The sequence below is a fragment of the Pseudomonas sp. F8002 genome, assembly GCF_013385495.1.
GTDB lineage: Bacteria > Pseudomonadota > Gammaproteobacteria > Pseudomonadales > Pseudomonadaceae > Aquipseudomonas.
Window position 1 is genome coordinate 304755 of record NZ_JACAPW010000015.1, and the last position, 21260, is coordinate 326014.

The following is a 21260-nucleotide window of genomic DNA, read 5'->3' on the forward strand; positions in this document are numbered from 1 at the left end:
CTGGCTCGCTGACGTAGAGCCACGCAGCGGAAAAGACCTGAATCAGTACCGAAGTAGACGGGGTCGAAGCCGGAGGATAGCGTCCGGTTTCGACCGTCCACCAGCCGTCTGTGAAGGATCACATGAAACGACTGCCTACTTGTCAGGAAAGATTTCCGAGATTGCATCTGCCCTCAACCGCACCTATCATCTCCCAAATTGGGAGGTCGCAGCGATGCGGATAATCGCTCTGTCTGCCCTACGAATATTCTGGGAAAACCACCCTGGTTGCATGGATGCCAAAACGCCGCTGGTCGAGCTGTAGCGCCATATGGAAAAAGCTGTTTACCCAACCCCTCAGGCCCTCAAGGCAGAGCTAAGGACAGCGAGCATTTTCAAAGGGGGCAGGGTTATGTTCAACATAGGCGGCAACAAGTATCGAGTGATCATGGCGATCAATTATCAGCGACAGCTTGCGTTCATTCGCTTCGTGGGGACCCACGCGCAATACAATCAGATCAATGCGGAGACCGTGTGATGAATATCAAACCCATTCATTCCCAGGAAGACCTGACCGCTGCGCTCGCGCGCGTCGAACAGCTCTGGGAAGCGGAAATCGGCTCGCCCGAGGGTGACGAGCTGGAAATTCTCGCGATACTTATCGAAAAGTACGAAGCGGAGCATTTCCCAATGCCGCCTTCGGATCCCGTAGAAGCGATTAAATTTCGAATGGAGCAACTAGGCCTGACCGCCCGTGACCTGGAGCCTTTCATAGGTCCGAGCGGGCGGGTTTCCGAAGTGTTGAATCATAAGCGCAAGCTGAGCTTGTCGATGATCAAACGCCTGCATGAAGGCTTGCGCATTCCTTATGAGAGTTTGCTGGCAGGGGTCTAGGCAGTGCAGTGGCCATACCGGCCCCATCGCGGGCAAGCCCGGCTCCCACATGGGAGCGCGGTCAACATGTGGGAGCTGGCTTGCCTGCGATGAGGCGTCAGCCACGCCAAATAACTTACAGGCTCAACTGCCGATTCGACGCCTTGATGAACTCTTTCTTCAAATCCTCAAACGTATGCACCGCCGGGAACTGCGGGAACTCGCGAATCACGTTCTCCGGCGCGTGGAACAGAATCCCACGGTCGGCCTCACCCAGCATGGTGGTGTCGTTGTAGGAATCACCGGCGGCAATCACGCGGTAGTACAGGGTCTTGAAGGCCAGCACCGACTGACGCTTGGGATCTTTCTGACGCAGCTGGTAGCTCACCACCCGGTCATTTTCGTCGGTGATCAACCGGTGGCACAGCAAGGTCGGGAAACCCAGTTGGCGCATCAGCGGCTGGGAGAACTCATAGAAGGTGTCAGACAGGATCACCACCTGGAAGCGCTCGCGCAGCCAATTGACGAACTCGATGGCGCCGTCCAGCGGCTTGAGGGTGGCGATCACTTCCTGGATGTCGGAGAGCTTCAGCCCATGCTCATCAAGAATGCGCAGGCGCTGTTTCATCAGCACGTCGTAGTCGGGGATGTCCCGGGTGGTGGCCCGCAAGGATTCAATACCGGTTTTTTCGGCGAAGGCGATCCAGATTTCCGGAACCAGCACCCCTTCCAGGTCGAGACAGGCAATTTCCACAAGACACTCCCATTTAAAGTTATTGAGTTGAGCGAGCAAAAGGACTGCCGAACTCTAGCGATTCACGCTGGCCGCCGCAACGCAGGCGGGATTTTGTTACCATCGCCCCCCTATAGAGCGCTCAGCGCCACTGACCTGTAGGAACCGTCCTGATGAACCAAGCCTTCGACGTCGCTGAACTCGCCGCGACTTACGCCAACAAATCCGCCCAGGACATTCTCAAGCTGGCCTTCAGCCAGTTTGGCGACGACCTGTGGATCTCTTTCAGCGGTGCCGAGGACGTGGTGCTGGTAGACATGGCCTGGAAGCTGAACAAGAACGTCAAGGTGTTCAGCCTCGACACCGGTCGCCTGCACCCGGAGACCTACCGGTTTATCGAGCAGGTGCGTGAGTTCTACAAGATCGACATCGAACTGATCTCGCCGGACCAGAGCAAGCTGGAACCCTTCGTCAAGGAAAAGGGCCTGTTCAGTTTCTACAAGGACGGCCATGGCGAGTGCTGTGGCGTGCGCAAGATCGAACCGCTGCGCCGCAAGCTGTCCGGTGTGAGCGCCTGGGCCACCGGCCAGCGCCGCGACCAGAGCCCCGGCACCCGCAGCCAGGTGGCCGCGCTGGAAATCGATACGGCTTTTTCCACCCCGGAACGCACCCTGTACAAGTTCAACCCGCTGGCGCAGATGACCAGTGAGGAAGTATGGGGTTACATCCGCATGCTGGAGTTGCCGTACAACAGCCTGCACGAGCGCGGTTTTATCAGCATCGGCTGTGAGCCGTGCACCCGTCCGGTACTGCCGAACCAGCACGAACGCGAAGGCCGTTGGTGGTGGGAAGAAGCAACCCAGAAAGAATGCGGGTTGCACGCCGGGAACATCATCAGCAAGGCGTAACGCCTGAGCCAGAATCCTGTACACAGAAATGTCACCATCGGTGCCATTTTTGTGTGCACTTATAAAATCCTGCACCGAAAAGTTACATCCTCCCTCGTCACACCTCTACTTAAATCCCCGCCCCTCTCTGCGCTACAAAATAAATAGCTGTTCAAACGGTCAATTTATATCGCTTTAAATTCAGCCGGTTATTTCCAATCACGCTAAAAACCAAATCGCCGTGTATTTCATCCGGCGAAAATCTGGCACGTATGTGGCTTAAGGCAAAACACACTTTGTATACAATTAATAAAAAAGATACATACACTTTGACATCAGCCGCTCTCCTGCTGATGTCCAGGAGCCTGCCGGAATGCGTACAAGTCTCTCCAATAACATCGCACTGGATCTGCCCTCCTCCACCCTGACCCCCGAGGCCACGAGCCCCGGCCCGTTGGTCCTCAGCCCGCGCCTGCACAACAAGGACCTGGCGCCTACCAAGGCCGAAGGCCGGCGCTGGGGCCGCTACAGCATCTTTGCCTTGTGGACCAACGATGTGCACAACATCGCCAACTACTCCTTCGCCATCGGCCTGTATGCGCTGGGCCTGGGTGGCTGGCAGATTCTGCTGTCCCTGGGGATCGGCGCGGCGCTGGTGTACTTCTTCATGAACCTGTCGGGCTATATGGGGCAGAAGACCGGCGTACCGTTTCCAGTGATCAGCCGCATCAGTTTTGGCATCCATGGTGCGCAGATTCCGGCACTGATTCGTGCGGTGATCGCGATTGCCTGGTTCGGGATACAGACCTACCTGGCCTCGGTGGTTTTCCGCGTGCTGTTGACGGCGGTTCATCCGGGCTTTGCCGACTACGACCACAACTCGATCCTCGGCCTGTCCACCCTGGGCTGGGCGTGTTTTGTGGCGATCTGGTTTGTGCAGCTCGCCATCCTCGCCTATGGGATGGAGATGGTGCGCCGCTATGAAGCCTTCGCCGGGCCGGTGATTCTGCTGACAGTAGCGTCCCTGGCCGGCTGGATGTATTTCCAGGCGGACGGCCACATTGCCTGGGCCATTCGCGAGCCGCTGACCGGTGGTGAGATGTGGCGCAATATCTTTGCCGGCGGCGCGCTGTGGCTGGCGATCTACGGCACGCTGATCCTGAATTTCTGCGACTTCGCCCGCTCCTCGCCGTGCCGCAAGACCATCAAGGTCGGCAACTTCTGGGGCCTGCCGGTGAATATCCTGGTGTTCGCGGCCATCACCGTGCTGCTGTGCGGCGGGCAGTTCCACCTCAATGGCCGGGTGATCGAGAGCCCCACGGAAATCATTGCGGCGATTCCGAATACGTTCTTCCTGGTGCTGGGCTGCCTGGCGTTCCTGATTGTGACCGTGGCGGTGAATATCATGGCCAACTTCGTCGCGCCGGCCTTTGTGCTGAGCAACCTGGCGCCCAAGTACCTGAACTTCCGCCGCGCCGGGCTGATCAGCGCCACCGTGGCGGTGTTGATCCTGCCGTGGAACCTCTACAACAGCCCGCTGGTGATCGTGTATTTCCTCTCGGGGCTGGGCGCACTGCTGGGGCCGTTGTACGGGGTGATCATGGTCGACTACTGGTTGATCCGCAAAAGCCAGGTGGACGTGCCGCAGCTGTATAGCGAAGACCCGAATGGCGCTTATTACTACAGCCGCGGGATCAATTTGCGCGCCGTGGCGGCCTTCATTCCTGCCGCGGTGATCGCCATTCTCCTGGCCCTGCTGCCCGGTTTCGCCCTCGTCTCGCCCTTCTCCTGGCTGATTGGCGCCGGTATTGCAGGGCTGCTGTACCTGCTGTTCGCCAAGCGCCAGCCGTACTACGCCGATGTGAGCGGCGAAAGCATTGCAGTCGATAACGTCAGTCATTAAGTAAGGACATTCCATGCGCATCCTTGTGGTCAACGTCAACACCACCGAGTCCATCACCGAGGCCATCGCCAAACAGGCACGGGCGGTGGCGTCCCCCGGCACCGAGATCGTCGGCCTGACTCCGTTTTTCGGTGCCGAATCGGTGGAAGGCAATTTCGAAAGCTACCTGGCGGCCATCGCGGTGATGGACCGGGTGATGGCTTACGACCAGCCGTTCGATGCGGTAATCCAGGCCGGCTACGGCGAACATGGCCGCGAAGGCTTGCAGGAGTTGCTCAACGTGCCGGTGGTGGACATCACCGAAGCGGCCGCCAGCACCGCGATGTTCCTCGGACATGCCTACTCCGTGGTGACGACTCTGGACCGCACCGTGCCGCTGATCGAGGACCGGCTGAAACTGGCCGGCTTATATCAGCGGTGCGCGTCGGTACGGGCCAGCGGCATGGCGGTATTGGAACTGGAGGAAGACCCGCTGCGGGCCATGGAGGCCATCGTGCGCCAGGCTGAATTGGCGATCAGCGAAGACAAGGCCGAAGTGATCTGCCTGGGCTGCGGCGGCATGGCCGGGCTGGATGAGCAGATTCGCTACCGCACGGGTGTGCCGGTGGTGGACGGTGTGACCTCGGCTGTCACGATTGCCGAAGGCCTGGTGCGGTTGGGACTGTCGACCTCGAAGATCCGCACGTATGCGACGCCGAGGCCGAAGAAAGTGATCGGCTGGCCCGGAAAGTTCGGACATTGAAGATCCAAAATGTGGGAGCGGGCTTGCTCGCGAAAGCGGTGGATCAGTCGATGCATGTGGTGACTGTCACACCGCCTTCGCGAGCAAGCCCGCTCCCACACTTTGATCCCCACAAGGATCAAATGGCGCTGAACCGCCGCCCCAACTCGCGTTCGACAAACTGCTCCAGGATGAAATCCACAAACGCCCGGGTCTTGCCGGGCAGCAGCTTGTGTTCGGCGTAGTACAGCGAGATGTTGCCGTCGTCGACGTACCAGTCGGGCAGCACTCGCACCAGTTGGCCGCTGTCCAGATACGGCACCGCCATCGGCATGCTGACCAGCGCAATCCCCAAGCCCTGGGCGCTGGCGCAGCAGGCAGCGCCCGAGTCGCTCATGGTCATGCGCGGCTTGAGCACCAGCGGGCGTTGTTCGCGCGTGCGGTGGGTGAGTTGCCACGAACGCACGCGCCCGGTTTGCGGTGAGCGGATCAGGATGCCGTTGCACACAGACAAGTCCTCGGGCACGACCACCGGCTTGCGTTTGGCGAGGTATTCCGGTGAGGCCAGCAGGATCCGGTGCGCCGGCGCCAGCTTGCGCGCGACCACGCCCTGGGGCAGCTCAAAACCACCGCCGATCGCGGCATCGAAACCCTGGCCGATCAGGTCCACCTGGCGGTTATCAAAATGCCAGTCGGGGTTGATATCAGGAAAGCGCTTTAGAAACTCCCCCAGCAACGGCACCACATAACGGTTGCCGAACACCGTGCCCATGCTCACTTTCAGCGTGCCCACTGGCCGCCCTTCGGCACTGGCCAGGTTAGCCACGGCGTTTTGAATGGTGGTGAGGCTGCCGCTGACTTCTTCGAGGAAGAGCTTGCCGGCCTCAGTCAGCGTCAGGCGCCGGGTACTGCGCTGGAACAGCCTTACACCCAGGCGCGCCTCCAGCTTGGCCACACTTTTGCCCACGGCCGCCGGGGTCAGGCTCAGATGCCGGGCAGCCTCGGCAAAACTGCCGCCTTCGGCGCTGCGCACGAAGCATTCGATACTGCCAAAGCTTTCCATATCGCCCCACTCTAAACTTTTGGTTTACACAGACTATAGCAATCACGGTCTACCGGGCGCGCCGGGTGAGGTCGATACTCGACTCCAACCTCAACACACCTTTTGGAGAACGACATGACCACACAAAACCTCAGCGGCAAAGTCGCCTTGATCCAGGGCGGTTCCCGCGGTATCGGCGCCGCCATCGTCAAGCGCCTGGCCGCACAGGGCGCTGCCGTCGCCTTTACCTACGTCAGTTCGGCTGCCAAGGCTGAAGCGTTGCAGAACAGCCTGATCAGCCAAGGCGGCAAAGCCCTGGCGATTCATGCCGACAGCGCCGACGCAGACGCCATCCGCAGCGCCGTCAACGCCACCGTCGAAGCGTTCGGGCGCCTGGATATCCTGGTCAACAACGCAGGCGTGCTGGCCGTCGGCCCGCTGGAAGATTTCAAGCTGGAAGACTTCGACCGCACCCTCGCCATCAACGTACGCAGCGTATTTGTCGCCACCCAGGAAGCCGCGCGGCACATGGGCGAAGGTGGCCGCATCATCAACATCGGCAGCACCAATGCCGATCGCATGCCGTTTGCCGGTGGCGGCCCGTACGCCATGAGCAAATCGGCGCTGGTCGGCCTGACCAAAGGCCTGGCCCGCGACCTGGGCCCACGGGGCATCACCATCAATAACGTGCAGCCAGGCCCGGTGGACACCGACATGAACCCGGCAAGCGGTGATTTCGCCGAAAGCCTGATCGGCTTCATGGCCGTGGGCCGTTATGGCCATGTAGAAGAGATCGCCAGTTTCGTCGCCTATCTGGCAGGCCCTGAGGCCGGCTACATCACCGGCGCCAGCCTGACCATCGACGGTGGTTTCGGCGCCTGAACCAACGCTGCGACATCACACCACGCTCCGACCTTGGTCGACACTGACTAACGCCAAGCATCATGCGAGACTGTTCGCCCGGGCCGGGAATGCCCGGGCGTTCTTATGTCTGGAGTTCTCATGACGCTGTCCAGCGGGCTGATCGCCGCCGTTGCCCTGGCCTATATGGCCATTATGTTTGCCATCGCCTTTTACGGTGACCGTCGCCATGCGCCGCTGCCGCCGCGGATGCGTGCCTGGGTGTATAGCCTGTCGCTGGCGGTGTATTGCACCAGTTGGACATTCTTTGGTGCCGTAGGCCAGGCAGCCGAACAGTTGTGGGCGTTTTTACCGATCTACCTGGGACCGGTGCTGCTGTTGGTGCTCGCGCCGTGGGTCCTGCAGAAGATGGTGCTGATCAGCAAGCAGGAAAACATCACCTCCATCGCCGACTTTATCGCCGCCCGTTACGGCAAATCCCAATCCCTCGCGGTGGTGGTAGCGCTGATCTGCCTGGTGGGCGTCCTGCCTTATATAGCCTTGCAACTCAAAGGCATCGTGCTGGGGGTGAACCTGCTGATCGGCGCCAGCGCCGACACCACGGGCACCCGCTCCCAGGACACGGCGCTGATCGTGTCGCTGGTATTGGCGTTGTTCACCATTGTGTTCGGTACCCGCAACCTCGACGCCACGGAACACCACCGCGGCATGGTGCTGGCGATTGCCTTTGAATCCTTGGTCAAGCTGTTCGCGTTTCTCGCCGTCGGTGCGTTTGTGACCTACGGCCTGTACGACGGTTTCGACGATTTGTTCAGCCAGGCGATGCTCGCGCCACGGCTGGAGGAATACTGGAAAGAGACCGTCAACTGGCCCTCGATGGTGGTGCAGACCGGCGTCGCGATGATGGCGATCATCTGCCTGCCCCGGCAATTCCATGTCACCGTGGTGGAAAATATCGACCCCCAGGACCTGCGCCTGGCCAAGTGGGTGTTCCCGGCCTATCTGATCCTGGCCGCCCTGTTTGTGATCCCGATTGCCCTCGGCGGGAAGATGCTGCTGCCGGGCTCGGTATTGCCGGATTCCTACGTGATCAGCCTGCCGTTGGCCGAAGCCCACCCGGCGCTCGCCGTGCTGGCGTTTATCGGCGGCGCCTCGGCGGCCACGGGCATGGTGATCGTCGCGAGCATCGCCCTGTCGACCATGGTCTCCAACGACATGCTGCTGCCCTGGCTGCTGCGCCGCTCCAGCGCCGAGCGGCCGTTCGAAGTGTTCCGTCACTGGATGCTGTCGGTACGCCGGGTGAGCATTGTCATCATCCTGCTGCTGGCTTACGTCAGTTACCGGCTGCTGGGGTCCTCCGCCAGCCTTGCAACCATTGGCCAGATTGCGTTCGCCGCCGTGACCCAGCTGGCACCGGCGATGCTGGGTGCGCTGTACTGGAAACAGGCCAACCGGCGCGGCGTGTTTGCCGGATTGGCGGCGGGTACGTTCCTGTGGTTCTACACCTTGGTCCTGCCGGTCACCGCGAAAAGCCTGGGCTGGTCGTTCAGCCTTTTCCCGGGCATGACGTGGCTGCATTCGCACCCGCTGGGCTTGTCTGTAACTTCTCTGACGCTGGGCACCGTATTTTCCCTGGCGGGTAACTTCACACTGTTTGTGTGGGTCTCGATGTTGTCCCGCACGCGGGTGTCGGAGCATTGGCAGGCCGGGCGTTTTATTGGCCAGGAAATCAGCCAGCGAGCCAGCGCCCGCTCAATGCTTTCGGTGCAGATCAATGATTTGCTCAGCCTGGCAGCGCGGTTTGTCGGTGAAGAACGGGCTCACCAGAGTTTTGTGCGCTTCGCCTATCGCCAAGGCAAAGGGTTTAACCCCAACCAGAACGCCGACAATGACTGGATTGCCCACACCGAACGCCTGTTGGCCGGTGTGCTCGGGGCTTCATCGACCCGCGCAGTGGTGAAAGCCGCCATTGAAGGCCGGGAAATGCAACTGGAGGACGTAGTACGCATCGCCGACGAGGCGTCGGAAGTGCTGCAGTTCAACCGGGCATTGCTGCAAGGCGCCATCGAAAACATCACCCAGGGCATCAGCGTGGTCGACCAGTCCCTGCGGCTGGTGGCGTGGAACCGGCGGTACCTGGAGCTGTTCAATTACCCCGAAGGCCTGATCAGTGTGGGCCGGCCGATAGCCGACATCATTCGCTACAACGCCGAGCGCGGGCTGTGCGGCCCGGGCGAGGCCGAAGTGCACGTGGCGCGCCGCCTGCACTGGATGCGCCAGGGCCGTGCGCATACCTCCGAGCGGCTGTTTCCCAATGGCCGGGTGATCGAACTGATCGGCAACCCGATGCCGGGTGGCGGGTTTGTGATGAGCTTCACCGACATCACCGCGTTCCGCGAAGCCGAGCAGGCGTTGACCGAGGCCAATGAAGGCCTGGAACAGCGGGTGACCGAGCGAACCCACGAACTGTCGCAACTCAACGTCGCGCTGACCGATGCCAAGGGCGTGGCCGAGACCGCCAGCCAGTCGAAAACCCGGTTCCTCGCAGCGGTCAGTCACGACTTGATGCAACCGTTGAACGCCGCAAGATTGTTCTCTGCTGCCCTCTCCCATCAGAACGACGGCATGTCGCCGGATGCCCGGCAGTTGGTGCAGCATCTGGACAGTTCGTTGCGTTCGGCGGAAGACCTGATCAGCGACCTGCTGGATATTTCCCGCCTGGAAAACGGCAAGATCAATCCGCAGCGCCAGCCCTTCGTGCTCAATGAACTGTTCGATACGCTGGGCGCCGAGTTCAAGGCGCTGGCTCAGGAGCAGGGTTTGCGTTTCCGTCTGCGGGGCAGTCGTTTGCGGGTGGACAGTGACATCAAGTTGCTGCGGCGGGTGTTGCAGAATTTCCTCACCAACGCATTCCGGTACGCCGACGGGCCGGTGCTATTGGGTGTGCGGCGCCGTCGCGGCGAGTTGTGCCTGGAAGTGTGGGACCGTGGTCCCGGGATTCCCCAGGACAAGCAAAAAGTCATCTTCGAGGAATTCAAACGCCTGGACAGTCACCAGACCCGTGCCGAGAAAGGCCTCGGACTGGGCCTGGCGATTGCCGATGGCCTGTGCCGCGTGCTCGGGCACCGCTTGAGCGTGCGTTCATGGCCGGGCAAGGGCAGCGTGTTCAGCGTGCGTGTGCCGTTGGCGCGCACTCAGGTCAGCGCGCCTGCCAAGCCGGCGCAGGAAAGCGGCCAGCCGTTGAGCGGTGCGCAGGTGCTGTGCGTGGATAATGAAGAAAGCATCCTGATCGGCATGCGCAGTTTGCTCACGCGCTGGGGCTGTGAAGTCTGGACCGCCCGCGACCAGGCGCAATGTGCCGCGTTGCTGGCCGAGGGTGTGCGGCCGCAACTGGCCCTGGTGGATTACCACCTCGACCACGGCGAGACCGGCACCGAGTTGATGGGTTGGCTGCGGGCACAACTGGCAGAGCCGATTCCGGGTGTGGTGATCAGTGCCGACGGGCGGCCGGAGATGGTGGCCCAGGTGCATGCGGCAGGGTTGGATTACCTGGCCAAGCCGGTAAAGCCGGCGGCGTTGCGGGCCTTGTTGAGCCGGCACCTGCCGCTTTAGCCATGTGGGAGCTGGCTTGCCTGGGATGGCATCGCCTCGGTGTATGGGGAGGAACGAGGTGTCTGCATTGCAGGCAAGCCAGCTCCCACAGAGCCCGGTGACTATTCTGGCAACTGCGCCACGCCGTCTTCATCGGTCATCGCCCGTTCCAGCAAGTCGGCCGGCAGGCTTTTGCTGGCGCGGGCGCCGAGCAGCTTCAGTTGCTCGGTACGGCTCACCAGGTTTCCGCGTCCGTCGGTCAGCTTGTTGCGCGCTGCACTGTATGCTTTGTCCAACTGCTGCAGGCGGTTGCCCACCTCGTCCAGGTCCTGGATAAACAGCACGAACTTGTCGTACAGCCAACCGGCGCGCTCGGCAATTTCCCGGGCGTTCTGGCTTTGCCGTTCCTGTTTCCACAGGCTGTCGATCACCCGCAAGGTGGCCAACAGCGTGGTCGGGCTGACGATCACGATGTTGCGGTCGAAGGCTTCCTGGAACAGGTTCGGCTCGGCTTGAAGCGCCGCCGAAAATGCGGCTTCAATGGGCACGAACAGCAGCACGAAATCCAGGCTGTGCAGGCCTTCCAGACGTTTGTAGTCCTTGCCGGCCAGGCCTTTGACGTGGTTGCGCAAGGACAGTACGTGCTGCTTGAGGGCTGCCTGGCCGATCGCCTGGTCGTCCTCGGCGACGTACTGTTGATAGGCGGTCAGGCTGACCTTGGAGTCCACCACTACCTGCTTGTCCCCCGGCAGCATGATCAACACGTCGGGCTGGAAGCGTTCGCCGTCCGGGCCCTTGAGGTTGACCTGGGTCTGGTACTCGCGGCCCTTTTCCAGACCGGCATGTTCCAGCACCCGCTCCAGGATCAGCTCGCCCCAGTTGCCCTGGGTTTTCTGGCCCTTGAGGGCGCGTGTCAGGTTGGTGGCTTCATCGGACAGGCGCAGGTTCAGCTGTTGCAGGCGCTCCAGCTCCTTGGCCAGGGAGAACCGCTCGCGGGCTTCGCTCTGGTAGCTTTCTTCGACGCGCTTTTCGAACGACTGGATGCGCTCCTTGAGCGGGTCGAGCAATTGGCCGAGGCGCTGCTGGCTGGTTTCGGCGAAGCGTTGCTCGCGCTCGTCGAAGATCTTCCCGGCGAGTTCAGCGAACTGCGCGCGCAGCTCATCACGGGAACCTTGCAGGTCACTGAGGCGTTGCTGATGGCTTTCCTGTTGCTCGCGAAGTTCGGCGCGCAGGGACGCGGACAAGGCATCCAGGCGGCGCAGTTCGGCTTCTTTGGCGGAACGGTCGAGGTTCCAGGCGTGGGCGGCGTCGCGGGCGTTGTCACGGTCGATCTGCAGCAGTTCGACTTCCCGGCGCACGGCGGCCAGATCAGCCTGTTTGGCAGCGTTGGCCTGGCTCAGGTCGCTGATTTCGTCACGGCTGGCGTCCAACTGCGCGGCGAGCCCTTCCTGGGCCAGTTGCGCGGTGGCCAGGCGCTCTTCGAGCAATTCCCAGCCGGCCATTCGCGCGCTCAGTCGGCGCTGAATCTGCCAGCACAGGCCCAACAGCGGCAATCCAGCAGCGGCGAGACCCAGCACAACACTGGTCCAGTCAAAAGCCATAGCGATTCCTGCCGTCACCCGAAAAGAAGAAGGTTAACCAAGCCAGCGCATTGAGGACAGCTCAGTCTTCGATCTGGCCCAGTTCACGCTGGGCGATGCGGTCGCCGGCGCGGGCTGCCTGGCGCAGCAGTTCGTGGCCGATACGGCGGTCGCGGGCATTGCCGCATTCGCGGCACATCAACTGGCCCAGACGGCTTTGCGCCACCACCACGCCAGCACGAGCCGGTTGCTTGAGCAAATGCCCTGCAAAATGTTTGACGTTGGGGCTGTGGCCCAGGCGCGGGCTGTCGAGCAACCACAAGGCAACTTTCAGGGAAAAACGCTTGGGTGCGGTAACAACCTGAGGGCTGTCGGTAACAGAAGGTGATACTGAGCGAAACTTCATAAAGCACTGTGGGACAGAACGGAAGGCGCGCCACTCTACTCTTTTTTTCGTACAGGTAAAGCTGAAAAAAGCCTGCACGCCCGTTCTAGAGCAAGCGCTTGGGACAATCCACAGAAGCTGTGGATAACTCAGTGGACAACCGTTCTGTAAGTCCCGCAAAGGCCCATGGAACGGGGGCCGCAGTCAAACTGACGATTTTTTCACCAATAAAAAAAAGCTCGATTTTTCATTGACTTAAATTTTAGTTGCAGGCACCCGGGCGCTTTGCGGGGCGTATGTCAGTTCAGTTACACAGGGCGCCACCAATGTGCACAACTACCCACTCGCCGGTTATATCAACCGCGTTTTTTGCTCAGGCAACGGCTTAGGAATGTTACCGCAGGCCCAGGACCCGAAAAGTTTTTTGCCTATCACACTTCCTTTCATCGTTTCAATCCGTTACTATCCGCGGCGTTAGTACCAAGCTGAAAGTCAATTCTGGTCGAACAACTCCCTCACGGCACCGCCGACAAAAAGGGATCGACCACCTCGATGGTTTCCAGGTATCACTTGCGACGACACGGCCTTTGAACAATGCAAAGGGTGTCGCGAAGTTTCCATACTCTGTCCGAACCAACCTGCAAATTGATCAGGATCTTCACCCCGGGCCCAGAACCTTTGCCCCTGTTGTGTTGCCTGCCCTCCTAAGTACCTACCTGCCAGCCCAAGCGCGCCAACTTAATAGCGCTTCAAACTGGCTGCTTTGTTCCAGTCGGGTTCTTCGTTCGATCAATGGTGATCAACGTCACTGGAACGTTTTAACGTTGCACGGTTCTTAACCGTGTCATTTGTAGGAACACCAATAATATGTCCACTCAAATCCACACTCAGGATGCCATTCGCACCCTCACCAACGCTTTTGCACCAATGAACTGCCTGATCATGGCCGCTCGCAAAGGCTGCTTCAGCTTTACCCTGGTCAACGAACACGGCATCGCTCGTCACAGCGAACGCCTGTACCCCGATCAATACTCCAGCGCAGAACCGCTGCAGGCCGTGATCGATCGTACTCGCCAGGCACTGGTTGCCTGATCGACCCGAATCGCTGAAACACAAAAACCCCGGTTAAAACCCGGGGTTTTTTATTGCCTGAAATTCAGGCGCGCTAAGTTTAAATTGATATAAACGATATAACTAAATGATGAAAATATTTTAAAAACAGTCCTTTACATCGTAAATATGACACTACACTTCAACTCAAGCGGCATGATCCGCTTCCGGCGGACCTGAGATCCGATTCACCGCTGCCAAGCCCTCGCTCAGGTATCGCCGATTAATTTCATGGATTGAGGCATTTATGGGCATCGCCGCCAGCGAATTGTGTCGTTATGTGATCCGGCCCACCCTGCTTTACCTGGGTCGCCATAACCAGACGGCTGAATCCCTGCTGCTGGGCATCGCCGCCAGCCAGTCGGCACTCGGTTCAGCCCTGCACGACCGCCGCGGCCATGGCCTCTACAGCATCACCGAGCCGCGTCATCGCGCGCTGTGGGATAACTACCTGGCGCTGGACCCCGAGCGCGCCAGCCTGGTACGCGGACTCGCCAGCCAGCATGCCTTCCTCAGCGGGCCGCAGCTTGAGCTGACGGTCAACCTGCGTTACGCCACCGCCATCGCCTGGCTGCTGGTGGAACAACACCGCCCAAACCTGCCACCGGCCGACGACGTATTGGCGATGGCACGTATCTGGAAAGAAATATTTCACCCTCAAGGCCGGCTCCGGGATTTCACCCAGGCCTGGCAAACCTGTGTTTCACCCATGAATCACGTCGCCTGTTGACCGGGCGATTTGCAAGATTCGGCTAAAAACGTTGATTTTGGTCGGATTGTCCTACAAAACCGCTCTATCTCCTGTGTTTGAGCCTATAGCGCAAACATAAATTTATTGTTACTTTCCGCAGCGGTGATCACCACGGAGTTCTAATAATGAAAAAAGTAATGCTCAAGACGACACTTAGCCTCGCCGTTGCAATGGCATCCTCCCACGTGTTCGCGAGCGGCTTCGCCCTCAACGAACAAGACGTTGCCGGGATGGGTACCGGTTTTGCGGGACGTTCTTCATCTGCCGAAAACGCAAGCACTGTTTATGGCAACCCTGCCGGTATGGCTCGCCTTGAAGGCCAGCAAGTTACAGGTGGTGTTGCAGCGATTGATGCTTCCACCAACATCAAAGATGTCAGTGGTCGCTCCAGCGGTAGCAATAAAGGCGACATGGTCCCTTTCACTGCCGTTCCTTTCGGTTTCTACACCAATAAACTCAATGAGCAATGGGCTGTCGGTTTCGGCGTCTATGCACCCTTTGGCCTGGTGACTGACTACGAAAGCGGCTTCCAGGGCAAAGCATTCGGCAGTAAGAGCGAAGTGAAGGTCATTACCTTCCAGCCAACCGTCAGCTATGCCTTCAACGACCGGGTGTCGATTGGTTTTGGTCCGACTATCAACCGTATCGCCGGTACGCTTGAGTCCGATATCAACCTGCCAATCGCCGGGACCGGCTCCAACAACGTCAAGATCAAGGGTGATGACACCGCACTCGGCTTCAATGCCGGCCTGCTGGTACAAGCCACTGACACCACTCGAGTGGGCCTGACCTATCACTCGAAAGTGAAGTACAAGCTCGAAGGCCATACCGAAGTGACCAAGGGGGCCAACGTTCCCGCCAGTCTCTTGAACAACGGTCGTTACGACGCTTCGTTGAAGATCGACACCCCTGAATCCTGGGATCTGTCTGTTACTCAAGACCTGAGCGACGCCTGGAAACTCTATGCGGGCGCAACATGGACTCGCTGGAGCCGCCTGAAAGACATCACCGTCAATAACGAAGGCGTATCGGCCGCTGCAGGCAGTGGCGCTCTGGCTCCGCAAATTGTCGGCACCATCAAGGAAGACCAGAACTGGCACGACACCTGGGCCTACGCCCTGGGTACTTCGTACCGCGTGACCAAGCAGGTGGTACTGCGTACCGGCCTGACGTTCGACCAGTCGCCGACCAACAACACTGATCGCTCGCCTCGCATCCCTACCGGTGACCGGACGATCTTCAGTCTCGGCCTGGGCTACGACGTCATGCCGAACATGACCGTCGACCTGGCTTACTCCTACCTCAAGGAAGAACCTGTCAAAGTTGCACGCGCTAACGCACTGGGCCAGTCCTACAATGCCAAGTACGAAAACAGCGCCAACGGTTTCGGCCTGGGTGTGACGTACAAGTTCTGATGTAAAGCGACATAAAAAAGCCCCGCACTCTTGCAAAAGAGGCGGGGCTTTTTAGTGGGTGCCCATCAGGGTTTCGAAGCCAGCGCCTCTTCCACTGCCTTGACCAGGTCCGGGCTATCCGGCTTGGTCAGGCTGGAGAAGTTGGCGATCACCTTGCCCTGGCGGTCCACCACGTACTTGTAGAAATTCCACTTCGGCGCACTGCTCTGCTGCGCCAGCATCTTGAACAGATGCACCGCGTCCGGGCCCTTGACCTTCTGTGGTTCGGTCATGGTGAAGGTCACGCCGTAATTAACGTAACAAACCTTGGCAGTTTCCTCCCCGGTCTTGGCTTCCTGCTTGAAGTCATCGGACGGCACGCCAATCACTTCCAGCCCCTGGCCCTTGTAGCGCTGGTACAACGCTTCAAGCCCTTTGAACTGCGGCGCAAACCCGCAGAAGCTGGCGGTGTTGACGATCAGCAGCGGCTTGCCGGCAAAGCGCTGGCACAGGTCGATGGATTCCTTGGCGTGCAGCTTGGGCAACTGGCCTTCAAGCAACGGCGGGCAATCGGCAGCCATGGCTACACCGCCAAAAGCCACCATCAGAGCGGGTACTGCGAACCAGCGCATCTGCATGTGAGGTGTCCTTGAAAAGTCTCAGACACAGAACTTAACAGATCGCCATGCCCAACTGCATCAATGCCAGGCCGCCCTGTTGCCAGCCCCACCACGCCAGCAGCAGCAAGAGTCCTGCTCCTGCTGCGCCGAGCCAATGCCAGGTCGAATTCATGCCACCCCCATTTGCGCCTGCAAACGTGCCACCGGGCGCTCGCGCACCGGCCAGTTCAGCGCCGCTGCCACCAGGCTCAGGACGATTGCCACCTGCCAGATCAAATCGTAGCTGCCGGTTCGATCATAGACCACCCCGCCCAACCAGCCGCCGAGGAACGAGCCCAGTTGATGGAACAGGAACACTATCCCACCGAGCATGGAAAGGTTTCTGACACCAAACAAGGTCGCGACCGTGCCGTTGGTCAGTGGCACCGTGGACAGCCACAGGAAGCCCATCGCCATGCCGAACAGGTAGGCGCTGGTCTGCGTCACCGGCGCCCACAGGAAGATCACGATCACCACCGCCCGCAGCAAGTACAAACCGGTCAACAAACGGGGTTTGGACATGCGCCCGCCGAGCCATCCGGCGGTATAGGTGCCAAAGATATTAAACAGGCCGATCAATGCCAGCACGGTCGTTCCCACCGAGGCCGGCAAGTGCTGGTCCACCAGGTACGACGGCAAGTGCACGCCGATAAACACCACCTGGAAACCGCAGACAAAAAAGCCGAACGCCAGCAGCCAGAACCCTGAATGGGAGCAGGCCTCACCCAAGGCTTCGCGCAAGGTCTGCTGGCCAGCCACCGCAGGCAACGGTCGATCCTTGAGCATGGTCACCAACGGCACGATCAGCGCCACCATCAGGCCCAGCACCAGCAACGCGGCGGACCAGCCAAGCCAGCCGATCAAACCGAGGGTGCCCGGCAACATGGCGAACTGGCCGAACGAGCCGGCGGCGCTGGCGATACCCATGGCCATGCTGCGTTTTTCCGGCGCCACGGCACGCCCCACGACGCCGAGGATCACCGAGAACGAGGTGCCCGACAGGCCAATGCCGATCAGCAACCCGGCACTCAGGGACAACGACCACGCCGAATCCGACAAGCCCATGAACACCAGGCCCAGCGCGTAAAGCACACCACCGATCATCACCACCTTGGCGGCGCCGAAGCGGTCGGCCAGGGCGCCGGTAAACGGCTGTGCCAGGCCCCAGATCAGGTTTTGCAGGGCGATGGCAAAGGCAAAGGTTTCACGGCCCCAGCCGAATTCGGCACTCATGGGCGCCAGGAACAGGCCGAAGCCATGTCGCACGCCGAGGGACAACGCGAGGATCAGCGCACTCCCCACAAGAATCCAGCCGCTGGTGCGCCACATCGAGGTCATTTCTTATTCTCCGTTCGCGGGTATATACCCGCTTATCATCGAACGAACTCGCGTCAAGCGAGTTCATCCAGCAAGGCCAACAGGGTTTCGCGCTTTTCGGCGCCTAACTTATCAATCAATTTCTGCTGCGCCGCTTCCCAGGCCGGCAATGCGGCGGCGAGCCGTTCGATACCCGCCTCGGTCAGCAAGACCAGGCGGTTGCGCAAGTCATCGCCCTCCACCAACTGCACCAGGCCCTCGCCTTCCAGCACCCGCAGGTTGCGCCCCAGCGTGCTGCGATCCAGGCCCATGGCGTCGGCCAGGCTGGAAATGCTCGGTTGATCGAGGCGCTGCAGATTACACAGTAAAGAATACTGGGCAACGTTGATCCCGAAGCCGTCGAGAGCGCCGTCGTAATGCCTGCTGACGCCACGAGCGGCGCGACGCAGGTTTGTGCATAAACATTGGGAGGCAAGCATGGAGCGTGTATATACCCGGGATTAATGAAATGCAAGAAAGTGTTACAGCACCAGACTGATCAACACCGCCACTTCCAGCAGCTCCAACAGCGCGCCGGCGGTGTCGCCGGTGGTGCCGCCGAGGCGATTGACCATCAATTGGCGCAAGCCGATAAAACAAAGGGCAGCCACCAGCACGGCAATCCCGCCACTGAAACCGCCGATCAAGATACACGCCAGACCACTGAGGATCAGCACCTGTTGGCCGACGATCCGTGGCAAATGATCCGCCAGGGCCTGCCCCAACCCACCGGCGCGCATATAGCGCGTGGTGAGAAACAGCGCCAGCATTGAAGCGCGGCCAATCAACGGTGCAAGGATCAGCGCGGCGCCGTTGTGCTGCTCGATCAATGCCACCAGCGCGGTGAATTTGAGCAGCAACACCAGGCCCAGGGTGACCACCGCGATCGGGCCGCTGCGCGGGTCTTTCATGATGGTCAGGGTGCGCTCGCGGTCACCGAAGCCACCGAGCCAGGCGTCGGCGCTGTCGGCCAGGCCGTCCAGATGCAGGCCGCCACTGAGCAACACCCACGCGGTCAACAGCAGCGCGGCGTGCAGCAGCAATGGCGCGCCCATCAACACGGCGTTCAAGCCCCACAGCAGTAGCCCGAACAGCAGCCCCACCACCGGATAAAACAGCAACGAACGCCCCAGTTCCTGGGGTTGCGGCATGCCCGGCAAGCGAATCGGCAGGCTGCTGAGAAACTGCAAGGCGATCCAGAACGGCAACATACTCAGCGTCCTTCCCTTAATACGCCATCCGCCTCGACCTGCAGGCTGAACAGGCCACCATGGCCGACTTCGACATTCAACAGTTGCTCACGCGGCAGGCCTCGCGCCTGGGCCAGCAGCAAACGCATGACTCCACCATGGCTGATCAGCAGCACTCGCTGGCCGGCATAGGCTTGATGCAAGCGGCCGACAGCCCCCAAAACACGCGCGGAGAACTGCGAAACCGGCTCGCCCTGCGGCGGCGTGAAACTGTAGGGATCAGCCCAGAACAGACCCAGCGCGTCGGCGTCGGCTTCCATCAAGGCTGCGGCGCTCTGCCCTTCCCAGGCGCCGAAGTGCAGTTCCTGCAGATCCTTTTCGAGGGTGACCGGCAGGTTCAGGCGCGTGCCCAACTCCTCGGCAAACCGCGCACAACGTTGCAGCGGCGAACTGACCAGACGCTCCCATGGGCCCTGCTCCACCACCGCCCCACGCATCTGCTCCCAGCCCTTGGCCGTGAGCGCATCGTCCAGGCTGCCGCGCAAGCCGCCGCCCAGTTCGGTTTCGCCGTGGCGCAGCAGGTCCAGGCGCAAAGTCATGCCGGGCGATCCGCTACGGCTGCTTCGGCGAAGGTCGCCATCTGCCCGTGCAGCGCGCAGGCCAGGCGCAGCAACGGCACGGCGAGCGCGGCGCCACTGCCTTCGCCCAGGCGCAGCCCGAGTTCCAGCAACGGCTCGGCGTTGAGGCTTTGCAGCACGTGACGATGGCCGGGCTCGGCACCGCGGTGGCCGAACAGCAGCCATTCACGGCAGCCGGGGTTCAGGCGCGTGGCGACCAAGGCGGCGACGGTGCAGATAAAACCGTCCACCAGCACCACGACACCTTCTTGGGCACAGGCCAGATAGGCACCGACCAGTGCGGCAATCTCAAAGCCGCCGAGGTTGAACAGGGTTTTCAGTGCGTCGTCGCGGTCGCCCGTGTGCAGTGCAAGGGCGCGCTCGATGACGGCGACCTTGTGGCTCACGCCCTGGGCGTTCAGCCCGGTGCCGGGGCCGGTCAGGTCGCTGACCTGGCAATCCAGCAGCGCGCAGGCCAGGGCACTGGCGGCGGTGGTGTTGCCGATGCCCATTTCGCCACCGATAAACAGTTGCGCACCGCTGGCGATAGCGCGGTGCACGCTGTCGCGGCCGGCTTGCAGGGCCAGTTGGCCCTGGGCTTCGGTCATTGCCGGGCCGTTGACGAAGTTGGCGGTGCCGAGACCGATATTCAGGTGGCGGACGCCCGGCAGGTTCAACGTCGGGGTGATGGTGCCGAGGTCGACCACTTCCAGCTTGGCGTCGAGTTGGCGCGCAAGCACGCTGATGGCGGCGCCACCGGTGACGAAGTTGTGAAGCATCTGGCCGGTGACTTCCTGGGGGAAGGCGGAGACACCTTCGGCGACGACGCCGTGGTCGCCGGCGAAGATCGCGATCCACAGGTGGTCGACGCTGGGTTTGACCTGGCCCTGGAGGCCGGCCAGTTGGACGGCCACGGCTTCCAGCTGGCCGAGGGAGCCGGCGGGTTTGGTCAATTGCTGCTGACGGGCCAGGGCTTGTTCGTGGGCTTGGGGGTTGATCGCCTTGCAGGGGTTGAGCCACCAGGTGTCGGTCATTACGCAGTACCTTTCAAAGTCAGGGGCAGGCCGGCGACGGTCAGGACAACGCGCTGACAACGTTCGGCCAAGGCTTGATGCAGCCAACCGGCTTCATCGACATAGCGGCGAGTCAATTCGCCCAGCGGCACGACACCCATTCCGGTCTCGTTGCTGACAAAAATGATTTCTCCCGGGAGGGTGGCCAGGGTTTGGAGCAAGGCCTCACGCTCTTCTTTGAGACGGTCGGGGTCTTCGAGCATCAGCAGGTTGGTGAGCCATAAGGTCAGGCAGTCGATCAGCAGGCAATGGTTCGGGGTGGCGTTTTCCTTGAGGACACGGGCCAGTTCGATGGGCTCTTCGATCAGGCCCCATTCGGATGGGCGGCGTTCGCGGTGGTGGGCGACGCGTGCGGTCATTTCGCCGTCCAGGGGTTGGCTGGTCGCTATGTAGGTGACGCTTAGGCCGCTGTCGGTGGCGAGTTTTTCAGCCAGGCGGCTTTTGCCGGAACGGGCGCCGCCGAGGATCAACTGGAGCATGGGGTGTGCCTCTGTTTTTGACGGTGTGTATATCCATTATTTCGGTAACGGCATCTATTGGTTCCGCTCTTACAGC

20 protein-coding genes and 1 pseudogene are annotated in these 21260 nt (G+C 60.6%); 10 read left to right on the plus strand and 11 right to left on the minus strand.

Going from position 1 to position 21260, the window contains the following annotated elements:
- Window positions 1-214: 214 nt before the first annotated feature.
- Together HX811_RS13075 and HX811_RS13080 are read left to right on the plus strand one after the other, a co-directional pair.
- Window positions 215-517, plus strand: a pseudogene (locus HX811_RS13075) (type II toxin-antitoxin system HigB family toxin).
- Window positions 517-873, plus strand: a complete 357-nt coding sequence (locus tag HX811_RS13080; protein ID WP_087695204.1) for a type II toxin-antitoxin system HigA family antitoxin — start codon at window positions 517-519, stop codon at window positions 871-873. Before HX811_RS13075 ends, HX811_RS13080 begins: the two are co-directional and overlap by 1 nt.
- A gap of 115 nt (window positions 874-988) precedes the next feature.
- Here HX811_RS13080 and thrH read toward each other — a convergent pair whose 3' ends face one another.
- Window positions 989-1606: a bifunctional phosphoserine phosphatase/homoserine phosphotransferase ThrH gene (gene thrH, locus HX811_RS13085; protein WP_010176441.1), complete on the minus strand. Its 618-nt coding sequence runs from the start codon at window positions 1604-1606 to the stop codon at window positions 989-991.
- A 152-nt stretch (window positions 1607-1758) separates the two neighbouring features.
- On the opposite strand from thrH, the gene HX811_RS13090 reads away from it, so the two are divergent.
- The 3 genes from HX811_RS13090 to HX811_RS13100 all read left to right on the plus strand — a co-directional run bounded on the left by HX811_RS13090 (window position 1759) and on the right by HX811_RS13100 (window position 5117).
- A complete protein-coding gene (locus tag HX811_RS13090) occupies window positions 1759-2493 on the plus strand; it encodes a phosphoadenylyl-sulfate reductase (RefSeq protein ID WP_003214958.1) in 735 nt (244 codons plus the stop codon).
- A 352-nt stretch (window positions 2494-2845) separates the two neighbouring features.
- Complete coding sequence (locus HX811_RS13095) at window positions 2846-4375, plus strand: NCS1 family nucleobase:cation symporter-1 (RefSeq protein ID WP_177046151.1); 1530 nt, start codon at window positions 2846-2848, stop codon at window positions 4373-4375.
- Window positions 4376-4388: 13 nt separating this feature from the next.
- A complete protein-coding gene (locus HX811_RS13100) occupies window positions 4389-5117 on the plus strand; it encodes an aspartate/glutamate racemase family protein (RefSeq protein WP_003214954.1) in 729 nt (242 codons plus the stop codon).
- A gap of 118 nt (window positions 5118-5235) precedes the next feature.
- Here HX811_RS13100 and HX811_RS13105 read toward each other — a convergent pair whose 3' ends face one another.
- Complete coding sequence (locus tag HX811_RS13105; RefSeq protein WP_008432691.1) at window positions 5236-6159, minus strand: LysR family transcriptional regulator; 924 nt, start codon at window positions 6157-6159, stop codon at window positions 5236-5238.
- A gap of 114 nt (window positions 6160-6273) precedes the next feature.
- On the opposite strand from HX811_RS13105, the gene HX811_RS13110 reads away from it, so the two are divergent.
- Together HX811_RS13110 and HX811_RS13115 are read left to right on the plus strand one after the other, a co-directional pair.
- Window positions 6274-7020 carry a 3-oxoacyl-ACP reductase family protein gene (locus HX811_RS13110; RefSeq protein WP_177046153.1) on the plus strand — a complete coding sequence of 249 codons (747 nt, stop codon included), beginning with the start codon at window positions 6274-6276 and terminating at the stop codon, window positions 7018-7020.
- Window positions 7021-7140: 120 nt separating this feature from the next.
- Window positions 7141-10611 (plus strand): PAS domain-containing hybrid sensor histidine kinase/response regulator, encoded by a 3471-nt coding sequence (locus tag HX811_RS13115; RefSeq protein ID WP_003214948.1) that lies wholly within the window; start codon window positions 7141-7143, stop codon window positions 10609-10611.
- A gap of 101 nt (window positions 10612-10712) precedes the next feature.
- On the opposite strand, the gene rmuC is transcribed toward HX811_RS13115, so the two are convergent.
- On the minus strand, window positions 10713-12077 hold the full coding sequence (gene rmuC / locus HX811_RS13120; protein WP_173883039.1) for a DNA recombination protein RmuC: 1365 nt from the start codon (window positions 12075-12077) through the stop codon (window positions 10713-10715).
- A 175-nt stretch (window positions 12078-12252) separates the two neighbouring features.
- The gene (locus HX811_RS13125) at window positions 12253-12576 is read right to left on the minus strand and encodes a sel1 repeat family protein (protein ID WP_023659092.1); all 324 of its coding nucleotides are present in this window, start codon (window positions 12574-12576) and stop codon (window positions 12253-12255) included.
- Between the two features lie 846 nt (window positions 12577-13422).
- Here HX811_RS13125 and HX811_RS13130 point away from each other — a divergent pair.
- From HX811_RS13130 to HX811_RS13140, 3 genes are all read left to right on the plus strand, one after another.
- Window positions 13423-13647 carry a hypothetical protein gene (locus HX811_RS13130; RefSeq protein ID WP_003214941.1) on the plus strand — a complete coding sequence of 75 codons (225 nt, stop codon included), beginning with the start codon at window positions 13423-13425 and terminating at the stop codon, window positions 13645-13647.
- Between the two features lie 265 nt (window positions 13648-13912).
- Window positions 13913-14395 carry a hypothetical protein gene (locus tag HX811_RS13135; RefSeq protein WP_087695206.1) on the plus strand — a complete coding sequence of 161 codons (483 nt, stop codon included), beginning with the start codon at window positions 13913-13915 and terminating at the stop codon, window positions 14393-14395.
- Between the two features lie 146 nt (window positions 14396-14541).
- On the plus strand, window positions 14542-15831 hold the full coding sequence (locus HX811_RS13140) for an OmpP1/FadL family transporter (protein ID WP_177008960.1): 1290 nt from the start codon (window positions 14542-14544) through the stop codon (window positions 15829-15831).
- 65 nt (window positions 15832-15896) lie between these two features.
- On the opposite strand, the gene HX811_RS13145 is transcribed toward HX811_RS13140, so the two are convergent.
- From HX811_RS13145 to cobU, 7 genes are all read right to left on the minus strand, one after another.
- Window positions 15897-16448 carry a glutathione peroxidase gene (locus HX811_RS13145; RefSeq protein WP_177046156.1) on the minus strand — a complete coding sequence of 184 codons (552 nt, stop codon included), beginning with the start codon at window positions 16446-16448 and terminating at the stop codon, window positions 15897-15899.
- Window positions 16449-16598: 150 nt separating this feature from the next.
- Entirely contained in the window at window positions 16599-17798 is a 1200-nt protein-coding gene (locus HX811_RS13150; protein WP_161635735.1) for an MFS transporter, read from the minus strand.
- 62 nt (window positions 17799-17860) lie between these two features.
- Window positions 17861-18265, minus strand: coding sequence for a MarR family winged helix-turn-helix transcriptional regulator (locus HX811_RS13155; RefSeq protein WP_003214925.1), 405 nt, complete (start codon window positions 18263-18265; stop codon window positions 17861-17863).
- A 42-nt stretch (window positions 18266-18307) separates the two neighbouring features.
- Entirely contained in the window at window positions 18308-19036 is a 729-nt protein-coding gene (locus HX811_RS13160; RefSeq protein ID WP_177046158.1) for an adenosylcobinamide-GDP ribazoletransferase, read from the minus strand.
- A gap of 2 nt (window positions 19037-19038) precedes the next feature.
- The gene (gene cobC / locus HX811_RS13165) at window positions 19039-19614 is read right to left on the minus strand and encodes an alpha-ribazole phosphatase family protein (protein ID WP_177046160.1); all 576 of its coding nucleotides are present in this window, start codon (window positions 19612-19614) and stop codon (window positions 19039-19041) included.
- On the minus strand, window positions 19611-20666 hold the full coding sequence (gene cobT, locus HX811_RS13170; RefSeq protein WP_177046162.1) for a nicotinate-nucleotide--dimethylbenzimidazole phosphoribosyltransferase: 1056 nt from the start codon (window positions 20664-20666) through the stop codon (window positions 19611-19613). Before cobT ends, cobC begins: the two co-directional genes overlap by 4 nt.
- Window positions 20666-21184, minus strand: a complete 519-nt coding sequence (gene cobU / locus HX811_RS13175) for a bifunctional adenosylcobinamide kinase/adenosylcobinamide-phosphate guanylyltransferase (protein ID WP_177046164.1) — start codon at window positions 21182-21184, stop codon at window positions 20666-20668. The genes cobT and cobU overlap by 1 nt, the downstream gene beginning before the upstream one ends.
- Window positions 21185-21260 lie beyond the last annotated feature (76 nt).

What these genes read in the sequence shown, in the direction of transcription:
- HX811_RS13080 (WP_087695204.1), top strand. Translation starts at nt 517, where the DNA reads ATGAATATCAAACCCATTCATTCCCAGGAAGACCTGACCGCTGCGCTC.
- HX811_RS13090 (WP_003214958.1), top strand. Translation starts at nt 1,759, where the DNA reads ATGAACCAAGCCTTCGACGTCGCTGAACTCGCCGCGACTTACGCCAAC.
- HX811_RS13095 (WP_177046151.1), top strand. Translation starts at nt 2,846, where the DNA reads ATGCGTACAAGTCTCTCCAATAACATCGCACTGGATCTGCCCTCCTCC.
- HX811_RS13100 (WP_003214954.1), top strand. Translation starts at nt 4,389, where the DNA reads ATGCGCATCCTTGTGGTCAACGTCAACACCACCGAGTCCATCACCGAG.
- HX811_RS13105 (WP_008432691.1), bottom strand. Translation starts at nt 6,159, where the DNA reads ATGGAAAGCTTTGGCAGTATCGAATGCTTCGTGCGCAGCGCCGAAGGC.
- HX811_RS13110 (WP_177046153.1), top strand. Translation starts at nt 6,274, where the DNA reads ATGACCACACAAAACCTCAGCGGCAAAGTCGCCTTGATCCAGGGCGGT.
- HX811_RS13115 (WP_003214948.1), top strand. Translation starts at nt 7,141, where the DNA reads ATGACGCTGTCCAGCGGGCTGATCGCCGCCGTTGCCCTGGCCTATATG.
- HX811_RS13125 (WP_023659092.1), bottom strand. Translation starts at nt 12,576, where the DNA reads ATGAAGTTTCGCTCAGTATCACCTTCTGTTACCGACAGCCCTCAGGTT.
- HX811_RS13130 (WP_003214941.1), top strand. Translation starts at nt 13,423, where the DNA reads ATGTCCACTCAAATCCACACTCAGGATGCCATTCGCACCCTCACCAAC.
- HX811_RS13135 (WP_087695206.1), top strand. Translation starts at nt 13,913, where the DNA reads ATGGGCATCGCCGCCAGCGAATTGTGTCGTTATGTGATCCGGCCCACC.
- HX811_RS13140 (WP_177008960.1), top strand. Translation starts at nt 14,542, where the DNA reads ATGAAAAAAGTAATGCTCAAGACGACACTTAGCCTCGCCGTTGCAATG.
- HX811_RS13145 (WP_177046156.1), bottom strand. Translation starts at nt 16,448, where the DNA reads ATGCAGATGCGCTGGTTCGCAGTACCCGCTCTGATGGTGGCTTTTGGC.
- HX811_RS13150 (WP_161635735.1), bottom strand. Translation starts at nt 17,798, where the DNA reads ATGTGGCGCACCAGCGGCTGGATTCTTGTGGGGAGTGCGCTGATCCTC.
- HX811_RS13155 (WP_003214925.1), bottom strand. Translation starts at nt 18,265, where the DNA reads ATGCTTGCCTCCCAATGTTTATGCACAAACCTGCGTCGCGCCGCTCGT.
- HX811_RS13160 (WP_177046158.1), bottom strand. Translation starts at nt 19,036, where the DNA reads ATGTTGCCGTTCTGGATCGCCTTGCAGTTTCTCAGCAGCCTGCCGATT.
- cobC (WP_177046160.1), bottom strand. Translation starts at nt 19,614, where the DNA reads ATGACTTTGCGCCTGGACCTGCTGCGCCACGGCGAAACCGAACTGGGC.
- cobT (WP_177046162.1), bottom strand. Translation starts at nt 20,666, where the DNA reads ATGACCGACACCTGGTGGCTCAACCCCTGCAAGGCGATCAACCCCCAA.
- cobU (WP_177046164.1), bottom strand. Translation starts at nt 21,184, where the DNA reads ATGCTCCAGTTGATCCTCGGCGGCGCCCGTTCCGGCAAAAGCCGCCTG.